Raw genomic sequence first — 25,776 nt, 5'->3', positions numbered from 1 at the left:
ATCTTTTTTTATTTTACAATTATATCGTCATTAAAAGAAATCATCATTACTGTACCTAAGTTTAGTTTTGAATTAACTGATATATCAGCACCGATAATATCAGCGTAGTTTTTTACAATTGATAAACCTAGTCCGTAACCATTTTCTTTTGTGTTTCTGCAATCATCAACTCTGTAAAATCTTTCGAAAATTTTCGGCTTATTTTCTTCACTAATACCTATTCCAGTATCTTTTACGGAGATAACAATTTTTCTGTTGATATGTCTAGCTCTTAATAATACTGAATCATTTTTCTGACAAGCTTTAAGTGCATTAGATAATAAGTTAATGATAATATTAGCTAACTTTTCTTTGTCAGTATGAATATCCAAATCCTCAGAAATTTCCATATCAAATAAAACTCCAGCCTTATCATATTGGGTTTTCATAGATTTAAATATTTCATTTAAAAATTCAGATAAATTAAAATCAGTAGGATTATAAATAGTTTCTGGAGTTGATTTCTTAAATGTATTATTAAGCTGATTAATTAAGCTAGTCAATCTATCAATTTCTACAAGAAGAGTACTTACATTTTCTTCATTAGGTTCCATAATTCCGTCTTGAATCAATTCCAAATTTACTCTCAAGTTAGTCAATGGAGTCCTTAATTCATGGCTAATATTTTGTGCATATTGTTTTCTATTAAATTCCTGAGATTTTAAAGAATTTGCCATGTAATTAATATTTTGTGATAATTGATTTACTTCAACTATATTGCTTTTTATAATTGGTAGAATATAGTTTTGCTTCCTTATATTGACTGTAGCTTGAGTTAATTCTTCAATAGGGTTAGTCACTTTTCTTGAAAGGAAAATTGATATTATCAAACTTGTAAAGTATGATAAAAATGTGGATAAAATTATTAATCTTAACAAGTTTGTTATAAATAATTCTCCTCTTTGTTTGAAATTATTATTAATCCTATAAATATATTTGATATGACCTAACTTTTTGTTATTTTCATCATAGACATCTCTGACTACGGTGTTATACAGCGAAGTTTTCTTAGCAAGTTCAAATCCTTCTTTAAAAGAATATAATTCCTTATCGTTATTGTCATAAAAAATAACATCAAGATCTAATTCGCTCAAATACCACATGTACTTATCAATACTTTTTATACTAAGTCCTCGCTGTTGATCTAAAAATAAGTTTTTAGTTAGCTGCTCAATTTTATTTTGTCTATTTAGTTCTTCATTGTTAACAAAATTTCTGAACGATAATTGAAAAATGAATACTGCAATTAATGACAATAACATGATAGGAAATATAATAGCTCTTAAAAACTCATATAATATTTCCGACTTAAGCTTCATCGTATACACCTAACTTATAGCCGACGCCATAAATTGTTTTAATATAACGAGGTTTTTTTGGATTATCTTCAATTTTATGTCTAATATTCTTAATGTGAGTATCTATAGCTCTATCAAATGCCTCATAATCATAACCAAATGATAATTCAATTATTTCATCTCTAGTAAAAATTTTGTTAGGATTCGAAAATAAAGTTTTAATTATTTGAAATTCATTACTTGTAAGATTAATACTTTCTCCATCTTTAATAAATGTGTTATCATCAAAAGAAATACTTACACGTCCATTATCAAAATAAATTTTTTCTGATTTTGGAAGACCAAGTTTTTCAACTCTTCTGAGAATAGTTTTTACTTTTTGGACTAATATTTTTAAACTGAAAGGTTTAGTAATATAATCGTCAGCTCCAAGTTTTAAACCTTCTAATATTTCGGATTCATCTATTTTAGCTGTAACCATTATTACTGGAGTTTCAGTTCTTGATCTAATTATTTCCATTACCTTTTCACCACTGACTTTTGGCAACATTAAGTCTAAAATAATTAATGAATAATCAGTTGTATTAATCATATCAATTGCTTCTTGTCCATCAAATGCTTGATCAACTTCAAATCCTTCAACTTCTAAGTATTTTTTTTCTGCGTTTGATATGTTTTTCTCATCTTCAACAATTAAAATTTTTATGTCGGTCAAATTTTCTTTAAACAATTACAAAACCTCCATTTGGACTTAATATTTGTCCAGTCATAAATGAATTTTTATCAGATATTAAAAATTCTACAAGATTTGCAATATCTTCAGGTGTTCCAAGTCTTCCCATAGGAGTGTCTTCTATAACGTAATCTAAATCATCTCTTGAGATATTGTCTAACATAGGGGTATCTATAGCTCCGGGTGCGATAGCATTTATTTTAATGTTGCTGTATCCAAATTCTTTAGCTAAAGATTTTGTAAGACCTATTATTGCAGCTTTTGTTGCTGAGTAACAAGATTCCATCGAACCACCGATCATTCCCCAAATTGAAGAAATATTAATAATATTTCCTTCCTTATTATCTAACATATCTTCCAATGCTAATTTAGACATATGATAAGTTCCGTGTACATTAACATCGAACATATTATACCAATCATCAACCTTTATATCTTGAAATTGGTTAACAATAGATATTCCAGCGTTGTTAATCAATATGTCAACACATCTAAATTTATTTCTGATGAATTCGAACATTTTTTCACACTCATCAAATTTTCTTAAATCACATTTATAAGCTATTGCATCTATGCCTTTATTTCTAATATTTTCAACGATTTGTTTTGCTTTTTCTTCATTATTAAAATAGTGCACCACGATTCTGTATTCTGGATGATTTTCTAACATTTTACAAATCCCTTCTCCAATACCACCGCTAGCACCAGTTATTAAAATTGTCTTCATTTTTTCTCCTTGTAACTGATTATATTATAACATATAGGCAAATTAACAAGTCAAAATGTTTATGATATAATATTAAAACATGTTAAAATATATTTGAGTATAGGATTTGATAATAAGTGAGAGTTTTAGGAATTGATCCTGGTATAGCAATCGTTGGATATTCTATATTGGATTATGATAATAACAAAATAAAATGTCTTGAATATGGTTGCATCACAACAAGTTCAAAATCACCATTACCTGACAGATTATCATTTATTTACAATGAAATGAACAAAATTATCGATGAATTTCAACCGGAAGATTGTGCATTTGAAGAATTGTTTTTCAATAAAAACGTAAAGACAGCAATAACGGTCTCTCAAGCAAGAGGAGTAGAAATTCTAAGCTGTATCAATAAGAATTTAAATCTTTACGAATATACACCTCTTCAAATTAAACAAGCGGTTGTAGGATATGGAAGAGCGGATAAAAGGCAAGTACAAGAAACTGTCAAAACAATTTTAAAATTTAACGATATACCTAAACCTGATGATGCTGCAGATGCTGTAGCTGTGGCTTTGTGTCATATTTTTGGAAGTAAATTTAAATATTTAAATGAAATGAAATAGGAGATAATATGTATTCGTATATTATTGGAGTTATTACAGAAGTTCATGAAAATTACATAGTATTAGAAAACAACAAAATTGGTTATAAAGTATTCATAACTGATTTTTTTAGGGATAATGTCAGTGCATTTGATGAATACAAAGTATATACCGAATTTGTTGAAAGAGAAGATGCAAGTATTTTGTACGGATTTTCATCTCAAAAAGAAAGAGACTTATTTAACTTGTTAACAGATGTAACATCTATTGGTCCAAAATATGCAATGAATATACTATCAACTATGACAGTTGATGAATGCAAGACTGCTATTATTACTGACGATATTAAACTTCTGACACAAGCACCAGGCGTTGGCAAAAAAACCGCATCAAGGATAATTTTAGAGCTAAAAGAAAAAATCGAAAAAGATTTCGTACCGTCAGAAAAACCTGTTACAAAAGAAGTTAAAAAATCTAGTGATTCAGAATTTGCAAGAGAAGCATTGTTACAACTTGGTTATTTCAAAAATGATGTAGATGCGTTTATCGAAAACACTGATATTTCTGGATTATCAATTGAAGATATAATGAAAAAAGCTATGAAAAGCTTGGATAGTAGTAGGTAGGTGAGAAAATGGAAGATAAGAACGATAGGATTGTTGGAGCATCTTTTACAAAAACTGACGAAGATATCGACTTTAATTTAAGACCAAAGTGGATGAGCGATTATATCGGTCAAGATAAAGTCAAAAAGAAATTGTCAATTTTTATTGAAGCTGCAAAGAATAGAAACGAACCATTGGATCACGCTTTGTTATATGGGCCACCGGGATTAGGTAAAACTACTTTAGCACACATTATTGCAAATGAAATGGGAGTTAATCTAAGAGTTACTAGTGGACCTGCAATTGAAAAGCCTTCTGATTTAGCAAGTATTCTTACAAATTTACAAAAAGATGATGTCTTGTTTATAGATGAAATCCACAGAATTAATCGTTCTGTTGAAGAAATCTTGTATCCTGCAATGGAAGATTATGCTTTAGATATCATAGTTGGAAAAGGACCTTCTGCAAGAAGTTTAAGAATAGATTTGGAAAAATTTACACTTATTGGTGCTACAACAAGGTCTGGTCAATTAACAGGACCGCTGCGCGATAGATTTGGTGTGCTATTAAACTTAGAGTTATATGATATAGAAAGTTTGAAGAAGATAGTTACTAGATCTGCTGGAGTTTTGGGAATAGGAATTGATGAAGAAGGTGCTATGGAAATAGCAAGACGAAGTAGAGGTACTCCGAGAATCGCTAATAGATTATTAAAAAGAGTTAGAGATTACGCAGAAGTTAGAGCAGACGGAACTATTACAAAGGAAATAAGTAATCGTGGTTTAAATTTGTTAGAAGTAGACAAATGTGGACTAGATTATGTTGATAGAAAAATAATAATGACAATGATTAATAATTTTGATGGTGGACCTGTTGGTGTTGATACAATTGCAGCGGCCACTGGCGAAGAAAGAATTACTATTGAAGATGTTTATGAACCTTATTTGTTGCAAATAGGATTTATCAATAGAACTTCAAGAGGAAGAATTGTCACAGATAAAGCGTATAAGCATTTTAATATAGTTCGAAAGAGGTGATTTTATAAGATGAATACAGATGATTTTGATTACGAGTTAGATGAAAAATTTATCGCACAAACTCCATTAGATAAAAGAGATGAATCTAAGCTAATGGTTATGGATAGATTTAACGGAAATACAGAAATAAAAAAGTTTTATAATATTATAGATTATTTAAACCCTGGTGATGTTTTAGTATGTAATAACACAAGAGTTATTCCTGCTAGACTTTTTGGACACAGACCAGGAAAAGAAGAAAAAATTGAGGTTCTACTTCTACAACAAACAGAAGATAAGTGGGAATGTTTGGTAAAACCTGGAAAGAAAATGAAATTAGATCAAGTAATAGAATTTTCTGATAAAGTAAGCGCAAAAGTCGTAGACATTACAGAAGATGGATCTAGAATTTTAAAATTCGATTATGAAGGAATTTTTGAAGAGCGATTGGATGAACTTGGTAATATGCCACTTCCTCCATATATAAAAGAAAAATTGAATGATAAGGAAAGATACCAAACTGTTTATTCAAAACACAAAGGAAGTGCAGCAGCACCTACGGCAGGTCTTCATTTTACAAATGAACTTTTAGAAAAAATCAAAGAAAAAGGAATTTATGTAGTATTCTTAACATTACATGTAGGATTAGGAACATTCAGACCTGTTAAAGTTGATGATGTTAAGGATCATCACATGCATTCTGAATACTACACAATAAGTCAAGAAACTGTTGATATTATTAATCGACAAAAAAGTAAAGGACATAACATCATAGCGGTAGGGACTACAAGCGTAAGAACTTTAGAAACAGTTACGCACAATAATAATTCAAAACTAGTAGCTGAAAGTGGCTGGACAGATATTTTTATCTATCCGGGATTTGAATTTAATATCGTTGATAGCTTAATCACTAACTTCCATTTACCTAAATCTACTTTAATGATGTTGGTAAGTGCTTTTTCTAAGAAAGAATACATTTTTGATGCTTATGAAAAAGCGAAACGAAATGATTTTAGATTTTTTAGTTTTGGAGATGCTATGTTCATAAATGGAGGAAAGAATGTTTAAATTTACACTAGAGAAAAAGTCTTCTCAATGCAAAGCAAGAACAGGGACAATAGAAACAAATCATGGTGTTATCAAAACACCTGTGTTTATGCCTGTAGGCACAAGAGCTACAGTCAAAGCGATGAACAATGATGAACTAAAGTCTATTGGTTCTCAAATAATTCTATCTAACACATACCATTTATACTTAAAACCAGGCCAAGAAATTATAAGAAAAGCAGATGGACTTCATAAATTTATGAATTGGGATAAACCAATTCTAACAGATAGTGGTGGATTTCAAGTTTTTAGTTTGAGTAAGACCAGAAAAATTACAGAAGAAGGAGTACAATTTAGAAGCCATATTGATGGATCAAAACATTTTATATCTCCTGAAAAATCAATGGAAATTCAAAATGATTTGGGATCTGATATAATGATGGCTTTTGATGAATGTGTTCCTTATCCAGCAAGTTATGAATACACAGAAGACTCAATGAAAAGAACACTAAGATGGCTTAAAAGATGTAAAGATTATCATAAAAACACTGATAAGCAAAATCTTTTTGGGATTATTCAAGGTGGTATGTACAAAGATTTAAGAGAATATTCTGCTAAGAATACTATTGATTTTGATTTGCCAGGTTATGCTATAGGTGGATTATCCGTTGGCGAACCTAGAGATTTGATGATTGATTTATTAGATTTTACAACTGATTTTATGCCTGAAAATAAACCAAGATATTTAATGGGTGTTGGTACACCGGATTATTTATTCGAAGCGGTAGAACATGGTGTTGATATGTGTGACTGTGTACTTCCAACAAGAATTGCCCGTAATGGTACAGCTCTAACATCTAAAGGTAAATTAGTAGTAAAAAACGCAAAATACAAAGATGATTTTTCGCCACTTGATGAAAATTGCGATTGCTATGCTTGTAAAAATCATACTAGAGCATATATTAGACATTTACTGAATGTAGATGAAATATTGGGAGCAAGATTATTGTCTATTCATAATTTGAGATTTTTGATAAAATTGATGGAAAATATCAGAAAATCTATAGAAGAAGATAGATACTTAGAATTCAAAGATGAATTCTATAGAAATTATGGTTATGATTATCACCAAAAATGTGATAATATTAAATAAGTAAATATTTAAGACCAGCTATCAAATGTCAAGAGAAAATAAAAAATAATTTATCTTGAAATTTAAGGCATGTCAAACAAGCCTAAAAAATTAGGCTTAGAAAAATTTAATAAGAATTACACAACAACTAAATATTAGGTATGTAAGCTTTGTTATCCCTCAAAACAGCAAAAATAATGTTAGTAAGTTTTCTAGCAACAGCACCAATAGCTGTACCATGAGCTTTACCTCTTTGTCTAAGTTTTTGATAATACACAGACAAAGCAGGATCTTTAAAAGCAGCAACACAAGCAGCAAGCCAAATAGCACGTCTAAGATAAGGAGAACCACGTTTAGAAATCTTAGTATCAGTAGCATTAAAATTACCAGATTGCTTAACAGCAACATCTAAACCAGCATAAGCAACCAACTGATTAGCTCTCTCAAATCGTGAAATATCACCGATTTCTGAGAAAATAGCAGCACCTAAGACATCACCAATACCGGTAATAGAAGTAATAACAGGGCATAAAGAATTAATCATAGAAGAAATTTCATCTTCAATCTCAAAAATCTGATCTTCAAGAAAAGAAATTTGAGCAATAATTTGTTTGATTTGAAAAGAAAAAGACTTCAAAGCAAACTTAACACCAAAGGAATTAGAAGCTTTCTCTTGGATTTCTTTAGCCTTATCAATACCAAAGCGACCCTTACTACACTTAGACAACATCTTAGCAAGCTCATCAGCAGGAATAGAAATCATATCCTCAGGCAAAGGATACTTACTCAAAAGCTCCTTAGAAGCCACACCATAAATATTAGAAAAAAGCGAAGAATACTCAGGGAAAACCTGATCTAAAATACAAACAAGCTTTCTCTTCCAATCAGAAGCTTCATCAACAAGAGCAAACCTGAACCTAGAAAGAATTTCTTAAAGCAAAAGTATCCTCATCAGAAAAATGAGAAACAGAAAACTCGCCAAACCTAAGAATTTGAGCGATAACAAAAGAATCCACAGAATCATTTTTAGTCTGTCTAATATACATCTTTCTAAAAGCATCAGACTGAATAGGATTAATAACAATACAAGAAAATCCTAAATCAATCAAGAAAGAATAAAGAGACAGCCAATAATGACCTGTAGCTTCCATACCAATAATACAATTGTTAAAATCAATCGAAAAAGAGGAAATAAATTTCTGAAACTTCTCTAATCCTCTAATAGAATTAGAAAAAGAAAAAGACTCAGAAACAAGTTTACCATTAGAATCAATTATTGAGGCTTCGTGGTTATTCTTTGCAATATCAACACCAATGTAAAACATAAAATCACCTAGCTTTAATATAAATTTAGATAGAGAAAGAACCCTCAAGAACTTTACGACAATCAAACCTCGTTAGACATACAGCAACGAAATGTGCTATCCAGCTCATACTGATAAGGACGTAAAGTAGAGGCGTAACCCTTAAATAGGAAGACTAGCTTCAAGGAGGGAGACTACGACCTCTATCTATACAATTATTATCCCATAAGAAAGTGGGATTGAGAATAAAATGTAGTATTTATTACTACAACTATATTATACGAGGAGGATTATTATGCCAAAAATGTTAGCATCATTATTGCCTTTGATTGCACTTTTTGCTGTAATGTATTTTTTAATGATTCGTCCACAACAAAAACAACAAAAACAATTAATGGATATGAGAAACGCTATAAAAGTTGGAGACGAAGTAATTACAATTGGTGGAGTTAAAGGAACAATAGTTTCTGTAACTGATGATAGTGTTATTTTAGAAACTGCATCACAAAAAACAAGACTTGAGTTCGTTAAAAATGCTATTGCATCTAATGTAAAGGCAGCAAAAGTAACAGAAGACAAAAAAGAAGATAATGAAGAAAAATAGAAATTGATTTATAGCTCAAATTTTAAGTTTGAGCTATAAATCCATTTTTTTATTTGGAGATAATGAATGAATAAATGGTTAATAAATAATAGAGGGAATAATTTTAGCGAAGTGTCACAACGAAATAATATTCATCCATTAATAGCAAAAATTTTATTAAATAGAAACATAACTGATTTCCAAACTTTTTTAAATCCTATTGCAGAAAATTCATATCATGATCCTTTTTTAATGAAAGATATGGATAAAGCGGTAGATATAATTATCAATGCTATTGAAAATGATCAAAACATAAGAATAGTTGGAGATTATGATCAAGATGGAAATTCGTCGACGATGACTTTACTTGATGGTCTTGGATATTTTACAGATAAACTTTCTTATGATATTCCTAATAGAATGACTGATGGATATGGGATTTCTTTTAATATAATAGACAAATGTATTGAAGATAATATTGATTTGATAATAACATGTGACAATGGTATAAGCGCTATAGAACAATGTGAATATGCCAAACAAAATGGATTAAAAATAATTGTAACTGATCATCACCAAACAATAAAACATGATGGAAAAGAAATCATTCCAAATGCTGATGCAGTTATTAACCCACAGCAACAATCTTGCAAGTATCCATTTAAAAGTTTATGTGGCGCAGGGGTTTGTTATAAATTAATTCAAGCTATTAATGTCAAAAAAGGATACGGCATGTTAGAATGTGAAAATTTACTTCAATATGTTGCAATGGGAACTGTTTGTGATATCGTCGATTTAAAAGACGAAAACAGATATTTTGTTACTAAAGGATTACAAGAAATTAATAATACTGATAATTACGGTTTAAAATGCTTAATTGAGATGACTGGAATTAGAAATGGAGTAAATGTTTACAGTCTAGGATTTATAATTGGTCCATGTATCAATGCTGCTGGAAGATTAGATACTGCAAAATTAGGCGTTGAACTATTTCGTGATGAAAATATGGATAATGTGGAAGCTTACGCTAAAATCTTAGTTGATCTCAATGAAAAAAGAAAAAAACTAACAGAAGAAGGATTTAATAAAGCTGTTGAAATAATTGAAAATACAGAACTTATAAACGATGATATATTGATTTGTAATGTTGAAGGGATTCATGAGAGTGTCTGTGGAATCATAGCTGGAAGAATCAAAGAAAAATACAATAAACCGACTTTAATATTAACAAAATCTGAAAATGAAAATATTCTTAAAGGATCAGGAAGAAGTATTTCTGAGTATGATATATTCAAAGAATTTGATGAGTTTAGAGAAATGTTTGTATCATTTGGTGGACATCCTATGGCATGTGGATTATCAATTGAAGAGGATAAATTAGATGAGTTTAGGACTAAAGTTAATCAAAATAGCAAACTAACAGAAGAAGATTTTGTAAAAAAAATTCTGATTGATTCAAGCTTTTATGTCGACAAGATAGATTTTGATTTGATAGAAGAAATCGATCGTTTGCGTCCATTTGGAAAAGATAACCCTAGACCTATTTTGGGAGATAGAGACTTGGAAATTATTTTTGCAAAGATGATTGGGAAAAATAAGAATGTTTTGAAGTTGAAGTTACTCAAAAATAATAAAACAATTGATGCAATTTTGTTTTCAGAAGCTATAGATAAATATAATTATTTATTAGAAAAATTCGGTGAAAATGTAATGAGTCAACTTGAAAACAATATTGCTTGTAACGCAAATATCGATATTATATACTATCCCGAAATAAATGATTTTAATAATGTTAAGAATATTCAATTAAATTTAATTGATTTAAGATAAATGTTAACAATAATGCTCATGTTATGGTATAATTATAACAAAATAATTATTAGGAGGTAGCTTTATGCATTATGAACAATCGGATTTACAAAGTTTGATAAAATCTATAAAATCGTATAATCCAAATACTGATGTAGATGAGATAACTAGAGCATATGGCTACATGGTTAGAGCTCATGAGGGACAGTTTAGAAATTCTGGTGAGCCTTATGCAATTCATCCAATGGCTGTAGCAAAAATTTTGGCTTCTTTGAATATGGATGATGCAACTATCATAGCCGGACTATTTCATGATGTCGTAGAGGATACAGAAATTACTTACGAAGATTTAGAGTATCTGTTTAGTAAAGAAATAGCTGACCTGGTCGATGGTGTTACAAAATTAAAACAAATTAAATTTAAAACTAAAAAAGATAATCAAGCAGAAAATTTAAAGAAAATGATATTGGCAATGGCCAAGGACATCAGAGTTATAATAATCAAATTGTCTGACAGACTTCACAATATGAGAACTTTGGAATACATGACTCGTGAAAAACAGATTGAAAAAGCCAATGAAGTATTAGAAATTTATGCACCACTTGCTCACAGACTTGGTATGTCTACGATTAAATGGGAATTAGAAGATTTAAGCTTAAAGTATTTGGAACCAAATATTTACCAAGATATTGTAAATAAAATAAACGAAACTAGACAACAAAGAGAATCCCAAATTCAAAACATTATAAGACAATTCCAAGATGAACTTGAAAAATATAATATAAAAGCAGAGATTTTTGGAAGACCAAAAAGTGTTTTTTCAATATATAAGAAAATGTACAAAAAACATTTGGCTTTTGAAGAAATCAAAGATTTATCAGCCATCAGAGTTATAGTAAACAAAGAAAGTGAATGCTATGATGTTTTGGGAATTGCTCATAGATTCTTCAGGCCAATACCTAATACTTTCAAAGATTATATTGCAACTCCAAAACCTAATATGTACCAATCTTTACACACTACAATATTAGCTCATGACGGAAGAACATATGAGATACAAATAAGAACTTGGGAAATGCATAAAACTTCTGAATATGGTATCGCTGCACATTGGAAATACAAGGAAGGTACAACTAATAAAAAATCGAAATATGATAGCAAATTAGCATGGCTAAGAGAAATCATGGATTGGCAAAAAGATTATACCGATTCAAAAGAATTTATGGATTTATTCAAAGAAGAATTTGCCAATGATGAAGTTTTTGTTTACTCACCAAAAGGCGATGTAATGGATTTGCCATCTGGTTCAACACCTATTGATTTTGCTTATAAAGTTCACTCTGCAGTAGGAAACAAATGTGTTGGTGCAAAAGTAGACGGAAAGATTGTACCATTAACTTACAAATTAAAAACAGGAAATGTGGTTGAAATCCTTACAAACCCAAATTCAGGCCCTTCAAAAGACTGGCTTAAAATCGTAAAATCTTCTCAAGCAAAAACAAAAATCAAACAGTGGTTTAAAAAGGAACAAAGAACTGAAAATATTGTTTCTGGAAGAGATATGCTTGAAAAAGAAGTTGCAAAAATGGGCTATAGTTTCAACGAATTACTAAAAAGAGAATGGCTTGAAGAAATTGCAAGTAAATTAAGTTTTTCATCTATTGATGATTTGTACGCAGCTATTGGTTATGGTTCTACAAGGGTTACGCAAGTTATTCCTAAGCTAAAGGAATACCACAAAGACTATTATGAAACAGACCAAGTTGTCAATAAACCAAATCATGTCGATTTTGTTAATGAAGAGCCAAAAGAAAGTGGAGTAGTAATTGATGGAATTGACAATGTAGAGATAAAACTTGCTAAATGTTGCAACCCAATTCCTGGTGACGAAATAGTCGGATACATTACTAGAGGTAGAGGAATTAGTGTTCACAGAAGAGATTGTTCCAATGTAAAAACTGTCAATGACAAAGATAGATTAATCACAGTTAGATGGGGAAGTAATTTAATAAATCATAATTATCAAGTTGAACTTCAAATAATATCTTTTAGTAATGTCGGTTATCTTGCTGATATAACTAAAGTTATAAGTGAGTGCAAATTAAACATTAAAACATTTAACACAAGAACAAATAAAGACAAAACAGTAACGATTAATATAATATTAGAAATCAGCTATAGTTCTCAAATCGATACAGTAATTGCTAGAATTAAAAATATTAAAGGAACTATTGACGTTTTTAGGGTGAATTCATAATGAAATTATTAGTTCAAAGAGTTAATAAAGCAAAAGTGGAAATAGATGGTACAACAAAAAGTGAAATTAAAGATGGTTTTTTAGTACTACTAGGAATTCATAGAGATGATAATGAACAGGATATTGATTATTGCATCAGAAAACTTGTTAATTTAAGAATATTTTCTGATGAAGAAGATAAGCTTAATCTTTCAATCAAAGATTTAAATTATGAAATTTTACTGGTCTCTCAGTTTACATTGTATGCAAGTACTAGAAAAGGGAATAGACCATCATTTGATAAATGTGCCAAAGGAGAATTTGCTAGAGATTTATACGAAAAGTTTATTGAAGAGTTAAAAAAAGAAAATGTACCTTTTCAAACTGGGGAATTTGGAGCTGATATGAAGGTATCACTTACAAATGATGGACCAGTTACGATAATTATAGATAGTAGGAGTGAATAATGACATTAGACAAAATAGTTACTACAAAATATGGAGAAAACATGTACATTTTATCGGAAGATAATAAATGTTTTGTTGTGGATCCAGGTGCACAAGCTGATGATATTTGTGAATATATCAAAAATCGCAATTTAGAAATACAATTTATATTGATTACACATGGCCATTTTGATCATATATTTGCAGCTGAAGAATTAAAAAATAAGCTAAATACTGTTATTTATGCTCCAGAAAAAGAAAAAGATTTACTTGAAGATCCCGAAAAAAATTATACAAGAAAAGTTGGTAATCCAATTACTTTAATTGCAGATCATTATGTAAAAGAAGGAGATACGATTGAGTTTAATGATTCTAAAATATCAGTCCTAGAAACTCCAGGGCATACTTATGGTTCTAGCTGCTATATTTACAAAGACGTAATGTTTTCAGGAGATATGTTGTTTAAGAATTCAATAGGTAGATATGATTTACCGACTGCAAGTTTTGAAGATATAAAAAACAGTGTTGAAAAGTTAAAGCTTTTAAATAATGATATAAAAGTTTATCCTGGACACGGACCAGAAACCAATATGGGTGATGAAAAGAAATACAATCCATATTTTAAATAAAATTTAGGAGAATTATGAAGAACTTAGAAAAAAATTACAATCCAAAAGAATTTGAAGATAAAATATATAAAATTTGGGAAAATGAAGGCTACTTCAAAGGCGTTATTGATAAAGATAAAAAACCATTTACAATTGTAATGCCACCACCAAATGTAACTGGGAATTTACACCTTGGTCATGCGTTAAATAACACTATACAAGATATTTTAATTAGAAAAAATAGAATGGATGGATATAGTGCTCTTTGGGTTCCAGGGACAGACCATGCTAGTATTGCAACAGAAGCAAAAGTTGTAAGTAAATTAAAAGAAGAAGGGAAATCCAAAGAATCTTTAGGTAGAGATGGATTTTTGGAAGCATCTTGGGACTGGACACATGAATACGGTGGAAATATCAAAAATCAATTAAAAAAATTAGGTGTATCTTGTGATTGGAGTAGAGAAGCTTTTACTCTTGATGACAATTTAACAGAAGCAGTAGAAGAAGTATTCATAAAGATGTACAATGATGATTTGATCTACCAAGGAGATAGAATTGTAAATTGGTGCCCAAATTGTCATACCGCAATAAGTGATATAGAAGTAGTTCACGAAGACGAATCAGGATATTTTTGGAATATTAGATATAAATTCAAAGACTCTGATGATTACATTGTAATTGCTACTACTAGACCGGAAACATTATTAGGGGATTTGGCAGTTGCTGTTAATCCAGATGATGAAAGATACACTGATATTGTTGGAAAAACTTTGATATTACCATTGGTTAATAGAGAAATTAAAGTTATTGCTGATAGCTATGTTGATATGGAATTTGGAACGGGAATTGTTAAAATTACTCCTTCACATGATCCTAATGACTTCGAAGTAGGAGCAAGACATGATTTAGGACAATGCATCGTAATTGATGAGGACGCAAAAATTGTTGAAGGATATGGAAAATATTCTGGATTAGACAGATATGAAGCAAGAAAATTAATTATCGAAGATTTGGAAAAAATCGGACAACTTGATTCAGTAAAAGAACACGAACATGCTGTAGGTCATTGTGAAAGATGTCATACGACTGTCGAACCATTAATCAGTAAACAATGGTTTGTCAAGATGGATAAACTAGCAAAATTAGCTTTAGACGCTTATAAAAATGAAGAAATTAGATTTATTCCAAAAAGATTTGAAAAAGTTTATGTAAATTGGTTAGAAAACATAAGAGATTGGTGCATATCTCGTCAATTATGGTGGGGACACAGACTTCCAGTTTATTATCACAATGAAACTGGTGAAGTTGTAGTTGCAAGAAAAAATCCAGATCCTGAAAAATACACTCAAGATCCAGATACTTTAGATACATGGTTCTCATCTGCGTTATGGCCATTTTCAACATTAGGTTGGCCAAACGAAACAGAAGATTTGAAATATTTCTTCCCAACAAATGTGTTAGTAACAGGATACGATATTATTTTCTTCTGGGTAATTAGGATGGTATTCTCTTCACTTTATAATTTGGGAGAAGTTCCTTTCAAAGATGTTTATTTGACAGGATTAGTTAAAGACTCTCAAGGAAGAAAAATGTCAAAATCTTTGGGAAATGGTATTGATCCGATAGAAGTTATCGATCAATACGGAGCTGATGCTTTAAGATTTGCATTAATTACCGGTAACACTCCTGGAAATGATTCAAGATTCTACATGGAAAAAGTAGAAGCTAATAGAAATTTCTGTAATAAATTATGGAACGCATCTAGATTTGTTTTCATGAATGTAGAAGATGAGGTCAAAAATATAGATGATGTTGAATTACAAATTGAAGACAAGTGGATTATATCTAGCTTAAATGATGTAATTGATGAAGTATCTACTAATTTAAATAAATACGAAATTGGTATTGCAGCTGAAAAAATATATGATTTTACTTGGAATGTATTCTGCGATTGGTACATTGAACTAGTTAAACCAAGACTTTATGGAGATGATTCTAATTTAAAAGAATCTGCAATCTCAGTTTTGATTTATACATTGACTAATGTAATAAAATTATTACATCCATTCATGCCATATATCACAGAAGAAATATATAGTTATCTTCCTAATAAAAATGATATGTTGATCAATGAAACATGGCCAAAATATTCTGAAAGCAAATCATATAAAAACGAAGAACAAATTATTGACAAGTTAGTTGAATCTGTAATTAGTATTAGAAATTCTAGACAAGAAATGAATATTGCACCTAAAAAGCAATCTGATGTATATATATTGACTTCTGATAAAAACTTGGAAGAAGATTTTAAACAACTAGAATCACTATTTAGATCAAGTGTTTCTATTAACGAATATAAGGTTAACGAAGAAATATCAGAAGATAATAATATAGTAATTGTTAAAGATTCTTATAAAATTATCATTCCTTTGAATGATTTAATCGATTATTCTAAAGAATTGGAAAGACTAGAAAAAGAATTAAATACTGCTAAATCAGAATTAAAGAGAGCGGAATCAAAACTAAAAAATGAAGGATTCTTAAAAGGTGCTCCTGAAGCTCTTGTAGAAAAGGAAAAAGAAAAAGTTGAAAAATATTCACATTTAATCGACGATATTAATAATTCGATTAGTTCTATTAAGGAAAATATGTAATGAAATTCGAAATCATATTTGATTTTGTTTTGATTATGGTTTTGATCAGCGTACAATATACTTTAAATAAAATTTTAGTATCATTGAAGAAGATCGAAAAAAAGATAGATGAGGATGTAATTAATTCTAATACAGGGGTGAATGATGAAAGAAGAAATATTATTAAGTGAACAACAAATTAAAGAAAAAGTTAAAGAATTAGGTGCTCAAATTACCAAAGATTACAAAGATAAAAATTTATGTGTAGTATCTCTTCTTAGAGGAAGTTTTATGTTCATGTCTGATTTGGTTAGACAGATAGATATGCCAATTTGTATTGATTTTATGACTACATCTTCTTATGAAGACGCTGAAAAATCTACAGGTAAAGTAAAAATTCTTACTGATGTAAGAGAAAATTTAGAAAACTATGATGTGTTAATAGTTGATGACATTATTGATTCTGGAAATACAATTGTAAATACTTTGGAATATATTAAACAAAAAAATCCAAAAAGTGTTAAAACATGTGTATTGCTTGATAAACCAAGCAGAAGACAAGTTGAATATAACGCTGATTATGTTGGTTTTGAAATCGATGATGTCTTTATAGTTGGTTATGGTTTGAACTATAAATCATCATATCGAAATATACCTTACATTTTCATTTGGAATCAAGATGTATAAAGAATTTGCGTATATTTATGATAAATTAACTTTTGATATTGATTATGAAGAGTATTCTGAAGTTATCAAAAAAGAATTAAAAAAATTAGACATAAAACCAGAATCTATTCTTGAGTTAGGAATCGGTAGTGGAAATATGACAAAATACTTCTATAACTCTTCAATTAATTATACTGGAGTGGATCTTAGTAAAGAAATGTTGAAAATTTGTGCAGATAAATTTTCTAATATCAATATTATTAATGAGGATTTATGTCAATTAGAGCTAACAAAAAATTATGATTTTATTTTTTCTACTTTAGATACAATAAACTATATACTAGACTCAGAAAAACTACAGAATTTGTTCTCAAATATTAATGAAAATTGTACAGGAGTGTTTATGTTTGATGTAAACACTCCTTATAAGCTAATAGAAGTAATGGGTAACAATCACTTTGTGTATGAATATGAGGATATTTTTTATACTTGGGTTAATCAATATTATGAAGAAGATAATTTGATAGATTTTTATATTGACTTTTTTGTGAAAAATCAGGATAATTCTTATCAAAGGATTAGGGAAACTCAAACAGAAAAAGTTTATAGTTTGGATGCACTAAGATTTATGTTGTACAACAGTGGTTTTAATACTGTTAAAATAATAGATTTTGATACAGGTAAAACTCTTAATAATTGTACCCAACGTGCATTATTTATATGTTATTAGTTAACGATAATTATTTCGTTGTATATTTTTATTGTGTATGTTATATTAATATAGTAAATGAAAACTACGTTAAATATTGGAGGAAATATGACAAAAGGGACTGTAAAATGGTTTAATGCTACAAAAGGCTTCGGATTTATCTCAACAGAAGATCATGGAGATGTGTTTGTGCATTATACTGCATTGGAAGATAACGGCGAATATAGGAAACTAGAAGAAAATCAAGAAGTTGAATTTGATATCGCCGATGGACCTAGAGGTCTTCAAGCTTGTAATGTAAAAAAATTATAATAAAATATTATTAATATGCCCCTTTTTAGGGGGTTTTTTATTTGGAGGTTATATGATAAATAAATTATATATTGCTACCGATTCTACAGAATCATTTAGATTTATAATTGTTGATTCAACGGAATTAGTACAATCGGTTAGAGATATTCATAATACATCAGCAACAGCATCTGCTGCGTTGGGAAGATTGAGTACAATGGCTTCAATTATGAGTCACGAATTAAAAAATGACAAACATAATATTACATTAAATTTGCAAGGAAACAGACATGGAGGAATGTTAATATCTACAGTAAATGGTAGAGGAGAGGTAAAAAGTTATGTAAGTCATCCAGAAGTAGATTTACCTCCAAAATCTAATAAAAAATTGGATGTTGGTAATTTTGTAGGTAATGATGGTCTGCTTACAGTAATAAAAGATTTGAAATTAAAAGAACCTTACATAGGTCAAACTAGTCTGGTGAGTGGTGAAGTAGCTGAAGATTTTAGTAATTATTTCTATCAATCAGATCAAAGACCAACTGTTGTCGCTTTGGGTGTATTGGTAGATATTGATTTATCAATTAAAAGTGCTGGAGGCTTATTTATTCAAGCATTACCAGGATATGATGAATCATTAATTGATAAATTGGAAAAAGATATCAATAAATTTCCACCAATTTCTTCTCTATTTGTAAATCATGAAAATCCTTTTGATGTTTTAAATAAATTTTTTGCAGACTTTGATTTAAAATTATTGGGTGAAAAAGAAGTGAAATATTTATGTGATTGCACTAGAGATAGAGTTGAAAGATCTTTGATTTCATTGGGAAGAGAAACATTAAATGAATTGATAGAAGAAGATGGCAAGGCTGAATTGGTATGTGATTTTTGTCATGAAAAATATAATTTTACTAAAGAGGACTTAATAGAGTTAAGAGATAATATATAGAGGATGGTGTTAATTGAAAACTAGAAATCTTACTGAAGGTAATATTTATAAGGAATTAATAAGCCTATCATTACCAATTATGGCAACGTCTTTTATACAGATGAGTTATAATTTGATGGACTTATTTTGGTTGGGAAGACTCTCTATTGAATCAGTGGCTGCAGCTGGAACTGTAGGTTTTTTTGGATGGTTAAGTTATGCAATATGTATGATGCTTAGTGTAGGGGTACAAATATCTGTAGCAGATAGCATTGGTAAAAAAGATATGGATTCTGTACAAAAATACATATCTAATGCTATAAAATTTGCCTTAATAGTTGGATTTGTATTTATTTCCTTAATGGTTTTATTTAAAGTACAAATAATACATTTCTTTAATCTGGATGAATCTGTTACAAAGCTAGCTTTTGAATATTACGGATTCTTTGTAGCTTCAATATTTTTTAACTTTATAAATCCAGTTCTAACTGGAATATTAAATGGACAAGGCGAAAGCAAAATTCCTTTTATAATAAACACAATTGCATTGGGAATTAATATAGTATTAGACCCTGTTTTGATATTTGGATTTGGATTTATAAAACCAATGGGAATAAAAGGCGCTGCTCTTGCAACTTTTATCGCTCAAATGTCCGCATGTATTATGTTTATGATAGTTAGATTTGAATATTTTAAATATTTGAAGGAAAAAATGCATTTAATTTATGCAAAAAGACTTTTTGATTTAGGATTTCCTATAGCTCTTCAAGAATGCCTTTTTGCGACGTTTTCTATAATAATGGCTGCTATTATAGCTCATTGGGGAAAAGAAGCTATAGCGGCACAAAAAATAGGCAATCAAATAGAATCTATAACTTGGTTAACAGTTGGTGGATTCAGTGTTGCATTATCTACTTTCATTGCTCAGAATAATGGAGCAAAAAACTATTCTAGAGTAATGGAAGGTTATAAAAAAGGAATGAAAATATGTATTGGTATAGGAATATTTACTACTATATTTTTATTTACTTTTTCACCTCAATTATTTAAGCTATTTATTCCAGATGATCCTAATACGTTAAATATAGGGGTAGTGTATTTAAGAATATTATCAATCTCAGAAATATTCATGTGTGTAGAAATAGCTACTACAGGATTTTTTAATGGAATTTCATTAACAAAGTATCCTTCAATAAATGGAATTATATTTAATTTCATAAGAATTCCATTATCTCTTTTAGTTATGTATAATAACTTGAGAATAGAGTGGATATGGGTAATTATATCCTCACTTGTTATATGTAAGGGAATTAGCTTGTTTATTGTATTTTACAGAAAAGTGTACAAAAATAAATTAAAATATTTATTGGATTAAAAAACAAGGATTGATATCATAATCAATCCTTGTTTTTATATTATCTGTGTTTTAAAGCGAACTCAAATAATTTATTGATAAATTTATTAAATACTATGTCAAACTCTCCAATTGTAGCTAACATTTCAGTACCAAATCTTTTCTTAAATTCATATAGTCCGGCTTCATGGTCTTCAACATTATCTTCCGGAGTATAACCTGATACTCCTCCGAAATCATACGAAGTGCATCCCTTTTCTATAGCTCTTTTTATCATAGTCCATTGCATTAAATAATTTGGACTTAAATCTCTAAAATCATTTGAAGATGCTCCGTAAAGGTAATATGATTTCTTGCCACAAAATGTTAACAAAGCTCCTGATAATACAATTTCATCAACACCATTTTCAATATATTCATCCATTTGGTCAATCAAATCTTTACATCTTGCTCTTCTATTATCTAATACATCTAGTTCCTTTAAAAAATTATTCTTTTTCTCATCTGTTATATCCTTTTCCAATTTATTTTTAGTTTTGAGTTTTTGTTTATCTATTTGATCTAACTCATTTTCATTGGATTTCTTTACACTTGAAGGTATAAGTTTAGTTAGATATAATTCACAATCGTCATCTGGAGCTAAAACATCATATAAATTCTCAAAATATTCGTGACTTCTATGATTAAACTCATCTCTTTTAGCTGTAATTTCCATTAATTTTGAAAACTTAGATAATTCATTCTTGTCACATCTTTTACACTCAAGTCCGTTTTTCAACGATTTTTTTACAACACTTTTAGTTCTAGATTGAAAAGAATTCATGACTTCTTTTTCTGACTTATCTATATCAGTTATCATATAATATCTAGGCTGATTGTATTCTAATCCTTTTTTTAAACCATGATGGTAGCATCCGAGTTCTTTTAAATAATCAATCAATCCATCAGTTTCTACAGAGATTTGAGGGTCAAATTTCAATGAAAAAACTTTATTCTTTTTACAAAAATCCTTTAAAATTTGGATAGTTGCTTTTAAGTCTTCTTTATTTTCATAATCAATTACAGGTCCTTTTGGAGCATAAGCAAAATAATAGGGAAGAACCCGGAGTTTTCTTAATAAGATTAAACAAGCGCCAACAAGTTTGCCGTCTTTTTTAATTCCAATATTTTTTCCGATCCATCCTTTTTTTACGAACTGCCATTTATATATTTGATTTAATTCTCCATATTTATGGTTTTTAACAAAATTATCATGCTCTTCACTACTAAGTGTAACCATTTCGTAAGCCATTTTATCACTTCCTTAACTTCATACATTATACCATAAATTGTGCCTATAATAATTTAATAGAAACCAAAAAAAGATAGAGTAAACATAGTTACTCTATCTAATAAAACTAATTATTTTAATTTTTCTCTTGCTGCTGCTTGAGCTGCTGCTAATCTTGCGATTGGAACTCTGTATGGGGAACAAGATACATAATCTAATCCAATTCTGTGACAGAATTCCACACTTTCAGGATCTCCACCGTGTTCACCGCAAATACCTACGTGCAAATCAGGATTTGAAGATTTACCTCTTTCAATAGCAATCTTTATTAATTGACCAACACCTTCTTGGTCTAATCTTTCAAATGGACTTCTTGAATAGATTTTCTTTTCTTTATATTCTGATAAGAATTTACCGGCATCATCTCTTGAGAAACCAAATGACATTTGAGTTAAGTCATTTGTACCAAAACTAAAGAAGTCAGCTTCTTCAGCAATTTCATCAGCCATTAAACATGCTCTTGGTATTTCAATCATAGTACCAATTTGATAATCTAATTTTTGATTTGTTTCTTCAAATACTTGATTGATTTCTTCAATTATTTGATCCTTAACGTATTTTAATTCTCTCTTTTCTCCAACAAGTGGAATCATAATTTGAGGAACTATTTCATGTGAAGTTTCTTCTTTGACTTTTAGAGCAGCACTAATAATTGCTCTTGCTTGCATTCTATAAATTTCTGGATAAGTTACAGCTAGTCTACAACCTCTGTGTCCAAGCATTGGGTTTACTTCGTGAAGTTCCAAAATAATATCATTTACTTCATCGTATGTTAAATCCATTTCTTTTGCTAATTCTTCAATGTCGTGTTTTTCTTTTGGTAAGAATTCATGAAGAGGTGGATCTAAAAGTCTAATAGTAACTGATAAATCTCCCATTTCTTTGTATATATTATAAAAGTCTTCTTCTTGGAAAGGTCTTAATTTATCAAGAGCTTTTTGTCTTCTTTCTGTAGTGTTTGAAAGAATCATTTGTCTAACGATTGGAATTCTTTCTTCGTTGAAGAACATGTGCTCAGTTCTTGTTAATCCAATTCCTTCAGCACCAAATTCTTTTGCTTGATGTGCATCTTTAGGAGTATCTGCATTAGTTTTTACACCTAATCTTTTAATTTCATCAACCCATTGCATAAATTGGGCAAAGTTACCAGTTAGTTCTGGACTTACTTTAGAAATTTCTCCTTTATAAACATATCCAGTACTACCATCTAAAGAAATCAAATCTCCTTCTTTGATTTCGATATTTTTACCTCTTATTACTTTGTTTTCTTCATCTACTCTTATTTCACTAGCACCTGCTACACAACATGCACCCATTCCACGTGCAACTACAGCAGCGTGTGATGTCATACCGCCTCTTGCAGTTAAGATACCTTCAGCTTTAATCATACCTTCGATATCTTCAGGAGATGTTTCTTGACGAACTAATATTGATTTAATGCCCTTAGATGCAGCTGCTTTACAATCTTCAGCACTAAAATAAACGTGACCACTAGCGGCTCCAGGTGAAGCAGCTAAACCTTTTGTAATAACTTCCGCATTTTCTAATTCTTTTTGATCAAAAGTAGGGTGTAGGAGTTGATTTAAACTATTTGGTTCAATTCTTAAAATAGCTTCTTCCTTTGAAATCAAACCTTCATTTACTTGATCTACTGCAACGTTTAACGCACTGATAGCAGTTCTTTTTCCGTTTCTAGTTTGAAGTAAATATAATTTAGAATTCTCTATTGTGAATTCCAAGTCTTGCATATCTCTGTAGTGTTCTTCCAATCTTTTAGTTATAGAATGGAATTGTTCATATACTTCAGGCATAACATCTTGTAATTGACTGATTGGTTGAGGAGTTCTTATACCAGCAACAACATCTTCACCTTGTGCATTCATTAAGAATTCACCAAATAATTTATTTTCACCAGTTGCAGGGTTTCTTGAGAATGCAACACCTGTTCCAGATGTATTTCCCATGTTACCGAATACCATTGATTGAATGTTTACTGCAGTACCTAAATTATCATCTATGCCGTTTAATTGTCTGTAAATTTTTGCTCTAGGATTATTCCAAGATCTAAAAACAGCTTCTATAGCATATCGTAATTGATCGATAGGGTCTTGTGGAAAATCTTCGCCCATTTCTTCTTTGTAGATTTCTTTGAATTTTTCAACAATTTTCTTTAAATCTTCGCTATCAAGATCTGTATCATCTGTAACGTTTTTTTCTTCTTTTATTTTATCTAATTCGTTTTCAAATAATACTTTAGGAATTTCTCTTGCAACATCTGAAAACATTTGAATAAATCTTCTATATGAATCATAAGCAAATCTTTCGTTATTAGTTGATTTAGCTAAGCCAATAACAGATTTGTCATTCAAACCTAGGTTTAAGATTGTGTCCATCATACCTGGCATAGATATTACAGCGCCAGAACGAACAGAAAATAGTAGAGGATTTTCTTCATCGGAAAATTTCTTGTTTAATTCTTTTTCTGTTTCTTCAATATGAGATTTGATTTCTTCAAATAATCCATCCCATAATTTTTCATCTTCTTGATAAAATTTGTTACAAGCTTCAGTAGTAATGGTAAATCCTGTTGGAACAGGTATATCCATGTTAGTCATTTCGGCTAAGTTGGCACCTTTTCCACCAAGAAGGCTTTTCATGTCTTTATTACCTTCTTTAAAACCGTAAACATATTTTTCTGTCATTTAAAAAACTCCTTTTTAATCATTCATTTTTTTTAGATGTCTGATAATAACTTCTGCCGTTTCTTCAATTGCTCTGTCAGAAACGTTTATGATAGGACATCCGATTTTCTTCATTACCTTCTCAGCATAATCTAATTCGTCAAGTATTCTACCCAAATCAGAGTATGTACTTTCAGTTGGCAATCCCATAGATTTTAGTCTTTCTTTTCTGATTTTGTTTAGTTTATCAGGAGAGTTAGTAAGACCAATGACTCTTTTTGGTTCGATTTCAAAAAGTTCCTTTGGGACTGGTGACTCTGGTACAAGTGGAATATTACAAACTTTGTAATGCTTATTTGCAAGATACATGGATAATGGTGTTTTCGAAGTTCTAGAAACACCAATAATCGTTAAATCAGCTCTGGAAACTCCTCTTGGATCTTTTCCATCATCGTATCTTACGGCAAATTCTATTGCATCAATTCTTTTAAAATAATGTTCGTCAAGCTTACGTAAAGCACCTGGATTCGTTGCTGGAGATCGTTTTGTTAACCTTTGGATGGCTACAATTGATGGAGTTAAAATATCTACCGATATGAGATTATTCATATCGCAGAATTTTTTTAAACTATCAATTAAACTTTCTTCAACTAGACTATAATATATGATAATATTATCCATTTCTAAACATTTATTTAATGTAGAATTAAGATGTTCAATAGATCGGATATGTCCAAATAAGTGAAATTTAGCATTTTCACAAGTAATATCAAATTGAGCTAAAGCGGCTCTTGCTATTTGATCACCTGTGTCCCCGGTAGAATCTGATAAAACTACCAGATTAATATTTTCCATAATTCACCCCTTTATTTGTATTATCATTTTAATTATACATCATTTTTTACAATTTTAAAGCAAATCTTTGTTATTTTATTTAAAATTATCACAAATTTAATTAAGTATAGATTATAGAAAAAGTATAATTTAATATAAATGTTTACTACTGAT

General features: G+C 29.7%; 25 protein-coding genes. 17 read left to right on the top strand and 8 right to left on the bottom strand.

Annotated features, from left to right (window positions below; genetic code table 11):
- Positions 1-8 precede the first annotated feature (8 nt).
- The 3 genes from HMPREF0391_RS07840 to ymfI are packed head-to-tail and all read right to left on the bottom strand — an operon-like array spanning position 9 to position 2,797.
- The gene (locus HMPREF0391_RS07840) at positions 9-1,358 is read right to left on the bottom strand and encodes a sensor histidine kinase (protein WP_002836496.1); all 1,350 of its coding nucleotides are present in this window, start codon (positions 1,356-1,358) and stop codon (positions 9-11) included.
- A complete protein-coding gene (locus tag HMPREF0391_RS07835) occupies positions 1,348-2,067 on the bottom strand; it encodes a response regulator transcription factor (RefSeq protein ID WP_002836495.1) in 720 nt (239 codons plus the stop codon). Before HMPREF0391_RS07835 ends, HMPREF0391_RS07840 begins: the two co-directional genes overlap by 11 nt.
- Positions 2,060-2,797 (bottom strand): elongation factor P 5-aminopentanone reductase, encoded by a 738-nt coding sequence (ymfI, locus tag HMPREF0391_RS07830; protein ID WP_002836494.1) that lies wholly within the window; start codon positions 2,795-2,797, stop codon positions 2,060-2,062. The genes HMPREF0391_RS07835 and ymfI overlap by 8 nt, the downstream gene beginning before the upstream one ends.
- Before the next feature lie 116 nt (positions 2,798-2,913).
- On the opposite strand from ymfI, the gene ruvC reads away from it, so the two are divergent.
- The 5 genes from ruvC to tgt are packed head-to-tail and all read left to right on the top strand — an operon-like array spanning position 2,914 to position 7,208.
- Complete coding sequence (gene ruvC, locus HMPREF0391_RS07825; protein ID WP_002836493.1) at positions 2,914-3,408, top strand: crossover junction endodeoxyribonuclease RuvC; 495 nt, start codon at positions 2,914-2,916, stop codon at positions 3,406-3,408.
- 8 nt (positions 3,409-3,416) lie between these two features.
- Positions 3,417-4,013 carry a Holliday junction branch migration protein RuvA gene (gene ruvA / locus HMPREF0391_RS07820; protein WP_002836492.1) on the top strand — a complete coding sequence of 199 codons (597 nt, stop codon included), beginning with the start codon at positions 3,417-3,419 and terminating at the stop codon, positions 4,011-4,013.
- 8 nt (positions 4,014-4,021) lie between these two features.
- Complete coding sequence (gene ruvB / locus HMPREF0391_RS07815; protein WP_002836491.1) at positions 4,022-5,029, top strand: Holliday junction branch migration DNA helicase RuvB; 1,008 nt, start codon at positions 4,022-4,024, stop codon at positions 5,027-5,029.
- A gap of 9 nt (positions 5,030-5,038) precedes the next feature.
- On the top strand, positions 5,039-6,076 hold the full coding sequence (gene queA / locus HMPREF0391_RS07810; RefSeq protein WP_002836490.1) for a tRNA preQ1(34) S-adenosylmethionine ribosyltransferase-isomerase QueA: 1,038 nt from the start codon (positions 5,039-5,041) through the stop codon (positions 6,074-6,076).
- Positions 6,069-7,208, top strand: coding sequence for a tRNA guanosine(34) transglycosylase Tgt (tgt, locus tag HMPREF0391_RS07805; RefSeq protein ID WP_035109520.1), 1,140 nt, complete (start codon positions 6,069-6,071; stop codon positions 7,206-7,208). Before queA ends, tgt begins: the two co-directional genes overlap by 8 nt.
- Positions 7,209-7,335: 127 nt before the next feature.
- Here tgt and HMPREF0391_RS07800 read toward each other — a convergent pair whose 3' ends face one another.
- Together HMPREF0391_RS07800 and HMPREF0391_RS09610 are read right to left on the bottom strand one after the other, a co-directional pair.
- On the bottom strand, positions 7,336-8,115 hold the full coding sequence (locus HMPREF0391_RS07800) for an IS110 family transposase (protein ID WP_230454550.1): 780 nt from the start codon (positions 8,113-8,115) through the stop codon (positions 7,336-7,338).
- Positions 8,105-8,512 carry an IS110 family transposase gene (locus HMPREF0391_RS09610; RefSeq protein WP_002836486.1) on the bottom strand — a complete coding sequence of 136 codons (408 nt, stop codon included), beginning with the start codon at positions 8,510-8,512 and terminating at the stop codon, positions 8,105-8,107. The genes HMPREF0391_RS07800 and HMPREF0391_RS09610 overlap by 11 nt, the downstream gene beginning before the upstream one ends.
- Before the next feature lie 274 nt (positions 8,513-8,786).
- Here HMPREF0391_RS09610 and yajC point away from each other — a divergent pair, with 274 nt between their 5' ends.
- The 12 genes from yajC (at position 8,787) to HMPREF0391_RS07740 (ending at position 20,778) form a co-directional block, all read left to right on the top strand.
- On the top strand, positions 8,787-9,095 hold the full coding sequence (yajC, locus tag HMPREF0391_RS07795) for a preprotein translocase subunit YajC (RefSeq protein ID WP_002836485.1): 309 nt from the start codon (positions 8,787-8,789) through the stop codon (positions 9,093-9,095).
- Between the two features lie 66 nt (positions 9,096-9,161).
- Positions 9,162-10,904 (top strand): single-stranded-DNA-specific exonuclease RecJ, encoded by a 1,743-nt coding sequence (gene recJ / locus HMPREF0391_RS07790; RefSeq protein ID WP_002836484.1) that lies wholly within the window; start codon positions 9,162-9,164, stop codon positions 10,902-10,904.
- Between the two features lie 64 nt (positions 10,905-10,968).
- A complete protein-coding gene (locus HMPREF0391_RS07785; protein WP_002836483.1) occupies positions 10,969-13,140 on the top strand; it encodes a RelA/SpoT family protein in 2,172 nt (723 codons plus the stop codon).
- The gene (gene dtd / locus HMPREF0391_RS07780) at positions 13,140-13,586 is read left to right on the top strand and encodes a D-aminoacyl-tRNA deacylase (protein WP_002836482.1); all 447 of its coding nucleotides are present in this window, start codon (positions 13,140-13,142) and stop codon (positions 13,584-13,586) included. The genes HMPREF0391_RS07785 and dtd overlap by 1 nt, the downstream gene beginning before the upstream one ends.
- Positions 13,586-14,194: an MBL fold metallo-hydrolase gene (locus tag HMPREF0391_RS07775; protein WP_002836481.1), complete on the top strand. Its 609-nt coding sequence runs from the start codon at positions 13,586-13,588 to the stop codon at positions 14,192-14,194. Before dtd ends, HMPREF0391_RS07775 begins: the two co-directional genes overlap by 1 nt.
- A 14-nt stretch (positions 14,195-14,208) precedes the next feature.
- The gene (locus HMPREF0391_RS07770) at positions 14,209-16,827 is read left to right on the top strand and encodes a valine--tRNA ligase (RefSeq protein ID WP_002836480.1); all 2,619 of its coding nucleotides are present in this window, start codon (positions 14,209-14,211) and stop codon (positions 16,825-16,827) included.
- Entirely contained in the window at positions 16,827-16,997 is a 171-nt protein-coding gene (locus tag HMPREF0391_RS07765; protein ID WP_002836479.1) for a hypothetical protein, read from the top strand. The genes HMPREF0391_RS07770 and HMPREF0391_RS07765 overlap by 1 nt, the downstream gene beginning before the upstream one ends.
- Positions 16,972-17,493 (top strand): hypoxanthine phosphoribosyltransferase, encoded by a 522-nt coding sequence (hpt, locus tag HMPREF0391_RS07760; protein ID WP_002836478.1) that lies wholly within the window; start codon positions 16,972-16,974, stop codon positions 17,491-17,493. The genes HMPREF0391_RS07765 and hpt overlap by 26 nt, the downstream gene beginning before the upstream one ends.
- Positions 17,486-18,202: a class I SAM-dependent DNA methyltransferase gene (locus tag HMPREF0391_RS07755; protein ID WP_002836477.1), complete on the top strand. Its 717-nt coding sequence runs from the start codon at positions 17,486-17,488 to the stop codon at positions 18,200-18,202. Before hpt ends, HMPREF0391_RS07755 begins: the two co-directional genes overlap by 8 nt.
- An 87-nt stretch (positions 18,203-18,289) precedes the next feature.
- Positions 18,290-18,493 carry a cold-shock protein gene (locus HMPREF0391_RS07750; protein ID WP_002836476.1) on the top strand — a complete coding sequence of 68 codons (204 nt, stop codon included), beginning with the start codon at positions 18,290-18,292 and terminating at the stop codon, positions 18,491-18,493.
- Positions 18,494-18,545: 52 nt separating this feature from the next.
- Positions 18,546-19,424 carry an Hsp33 family molecular chaperone HslO gene (gene hslO, locus HMPREF0391_RS07745; RefSeq protein WP_002836475.1) on the top strand — a complete coding sequence of 293 codons (879 nt, stop codon included), beginning with the start codon at positions 18,546-18,548 and terminating at the stop codon, positions 19,422-19,424.
- Positions 19,425-19,437: 13 nt separating this feature from the next.
- The gene (locus HMPREF0391_RS07740; protein ID WP_002836474.1) at positions 19,438-20,778 is read left to right on the top strand and encodes an MATE family efflux transporter; all 1,341 of its coding nucleotides are present in this window, start codon (positions 19,438-19,440) and stop codon (positions 20,776-20,778) included.
- Between the two features lie 40 nt (positions 20,779-20,818).
- On the opposite strand, the gene HMPREF0391_RS07735 is transcribed toward HMPREF0391_RS07740, so the two are convergent.
- From HMPREF0391_RS07735 to HMPREF0391_RS07725, 3 genes are all read right to left on the bottom strand, one after another.
- Positions 20,819-22,048: a lipid II:glycine glycyltransferase FemX gene (locus HMPREF0391_RS07735; protein ID WP_002836473.1), complete on the bottom strand. Its 1,230-nt coding sequence runs from the start codon at positions 22,046-22,048 to the stop codon at positions 20,819-20,821.
- 110 nt (positions 22,049-22,158) lie between these two features.
- Complete coding sequence (gene ppdK / locus HMPREF0391_RS07730) at positions 22,159-24,789, bottom strand: pyruvate, phosphate dikinase (protein ID WP_002836471.1); 2,631 nt, start codon at positions 24,787-24,789, stop codon at positions 22,159-22,161.
- Between the two features lie 15 nt (positions 24,790-24,804).
- Positions 24,805-25,623 (bottom strand): pyruvate, water dikinase regulatory protein, encoded by an 819-nt coding sequence (locus HMPREF0391_RS07725; RefSeq protein ID WP_002836469.1) that lies wholly within the window; start codon positions 25,621-25,623, stop codon positions 24,805-24,807.
- Positions 25,624-25,776 lie beyond the last annotated feature (153 nt).

The sequence above is a fragment of the Finegoldia magna ATCC 53516 genome (assembly GCF_000159695.1).
Classification (GTDB): Bacteria; Bacillota; Clostridia; order Tissierellales; family Peptoniphilaceae; genus Finegoldia; species Finegoldia magna_F.
This window is presented reverse-complemented; position numbering and strand designations above follow the sequence as displayed.

Excerpts from the sequence above, each read along its gene's own strand:
- HMPREF0391_RS07755 (WP_002836477.1), top strand. The coding sequence starts at position 17,486 with ATGTATAAAGAATTTGCGTATATTTATGATAAATTAACTTTTGATATT.
- recJ (WP_002836484.1), top strand. The coding sequence starts at position 9,162 with ATGAATAAATGGTTAATAAATAATAGAGGGAATAATTTTAGCGAAGTG.
- ymfI (WP_002836494.1), bottom strand. The coding sequence starts at position 2,797 with ATGAAGACAATTTTAATAACTGGTGCTAGCGGTGGTATTGGAGAAGGG.
- ruvB (WP_002836491.1), top strand. The coding sequence starts at position 4,022 with ATGGAAGATAAGAACGATAGGATTGTTGGAGCATCTTTTACAAAAACT.
- tgt (WP_035109520.1), top strand. The coding sequence starts at position 6,069 with ATGTTTAAATTTACACTAGAGAAAAAGTCTTCTCAATGCAAAGCAAGA.
- HMPREF0391_RS07840 (WP_002836496.1), bottom strand. The coding sequence starts at position 1,358 with ATGAAGCTTAAGTCGGAAATATTATATGAGTTTTTAAGAGCTATTATA.
- HMPREF0391_RS09610 (WP_002836486.1), bottom strand. The coding sequence starts at position 8,512 with ATGTTTTACATTGGTGTTGATATTGCAAAGAATAACCACGAAGCCTCA.
- HMPREF0391_RS07765 (WP_002836479.1), top strand. The coding sequence starts at position 16,827 with ATGAAATTCGAAATCATATTTGATTTTGTTTTGATTATGGTTTTGATC.
- HMPREF0391_RS07725 (WP_002836469.1), bottom strand. The coding sequence starts at position 25,623 with ATGGAAAATATTAATCTGGTAGTTTTATCAGATTCTACCGGGGACACA.
- dtd (WP_002836482.1), top strand. The coding sequence starts at position 13,140 with ATGAAATTATTAGTTCAAAGAGTTAATAAAGCAAAAGTGGAAATAGAT.
- ruvA (WP_002836492.1), top strand. The coding sequence starts at position 3,417 with ATGTATTCGTATATTATTGGAGTTATTACAGAAGTTCATGAAAATTAC.
- hslO (WP_002836475.1), top strand. The coding sequence starts at position 18,546 with ATGATAAATAAATTATATATTGCTACCGATTCTACAGAATCATTTAGA.
- HMPREF0391_RS07735 (WP_002836473.1), bottom strand. The coding sequence starts at position 22,048 with ATGGCTTACGAAATGGTTACACTTAGTAGTGAAGAGCATGATAATTTT.
- yajC (WP_002836485.1), top strand. The coding sequence starts at position 8,787 with ATGCCAAAAATGTTAGCATCATTATTGCCTTTGATTGCACTTTTTGCT.
- HMPREF0391_RS07770 (WP_002836480.1), top strand. The coding sequence starts at position 14,209 with ATGAAGAACTTAGAAAAAAATTACAATCCAAAAGAATTTGAAGATAAA.
- HMPREF0391_RS07775 (WP_002836481.1), top strand. The coding sequence starts at position 13,586 with ATGACATTAGACAAAATAGTTACTACAAAATATGGAGAAAACATGTAC.
- queA (WP_002836490.1), top strand. The coding sequence starts at position 5,039 with ATGAATACAGATGATTTTGATTACGAGTTAGATGAAAAATTTATCGCA.
- hpt (WP_002836478.1), top strand. The coding sequence starts at position 16,972 with ATGAAAGAAGAAATATTATTAAGTGAACAACAAATTAAAGAAAAAGTT.
- ppdK (WP_002836471.1), bottom strand. The coding sequence starts at position 24,789 with ATGACAGAAAAATATGTTTACGGTTTTAAAGAAGGTAATAAAGACATG.
- HMPREF0391_RS07785 (WP_002836483.1), top strand. The coding sequence starts at position 10,969 with ATGCATTATGAACAATCGGATTTACAAAGTTTGATAAAATCTATAAAA.
- HMPREF0391_RS07750 (WP_002836476.1), top strand. The coding sequence starts at position 18,290 with ATGACAAAAGGGACTGTAAAATGGTTTAATGCTACAAAAGGCTTCGGA.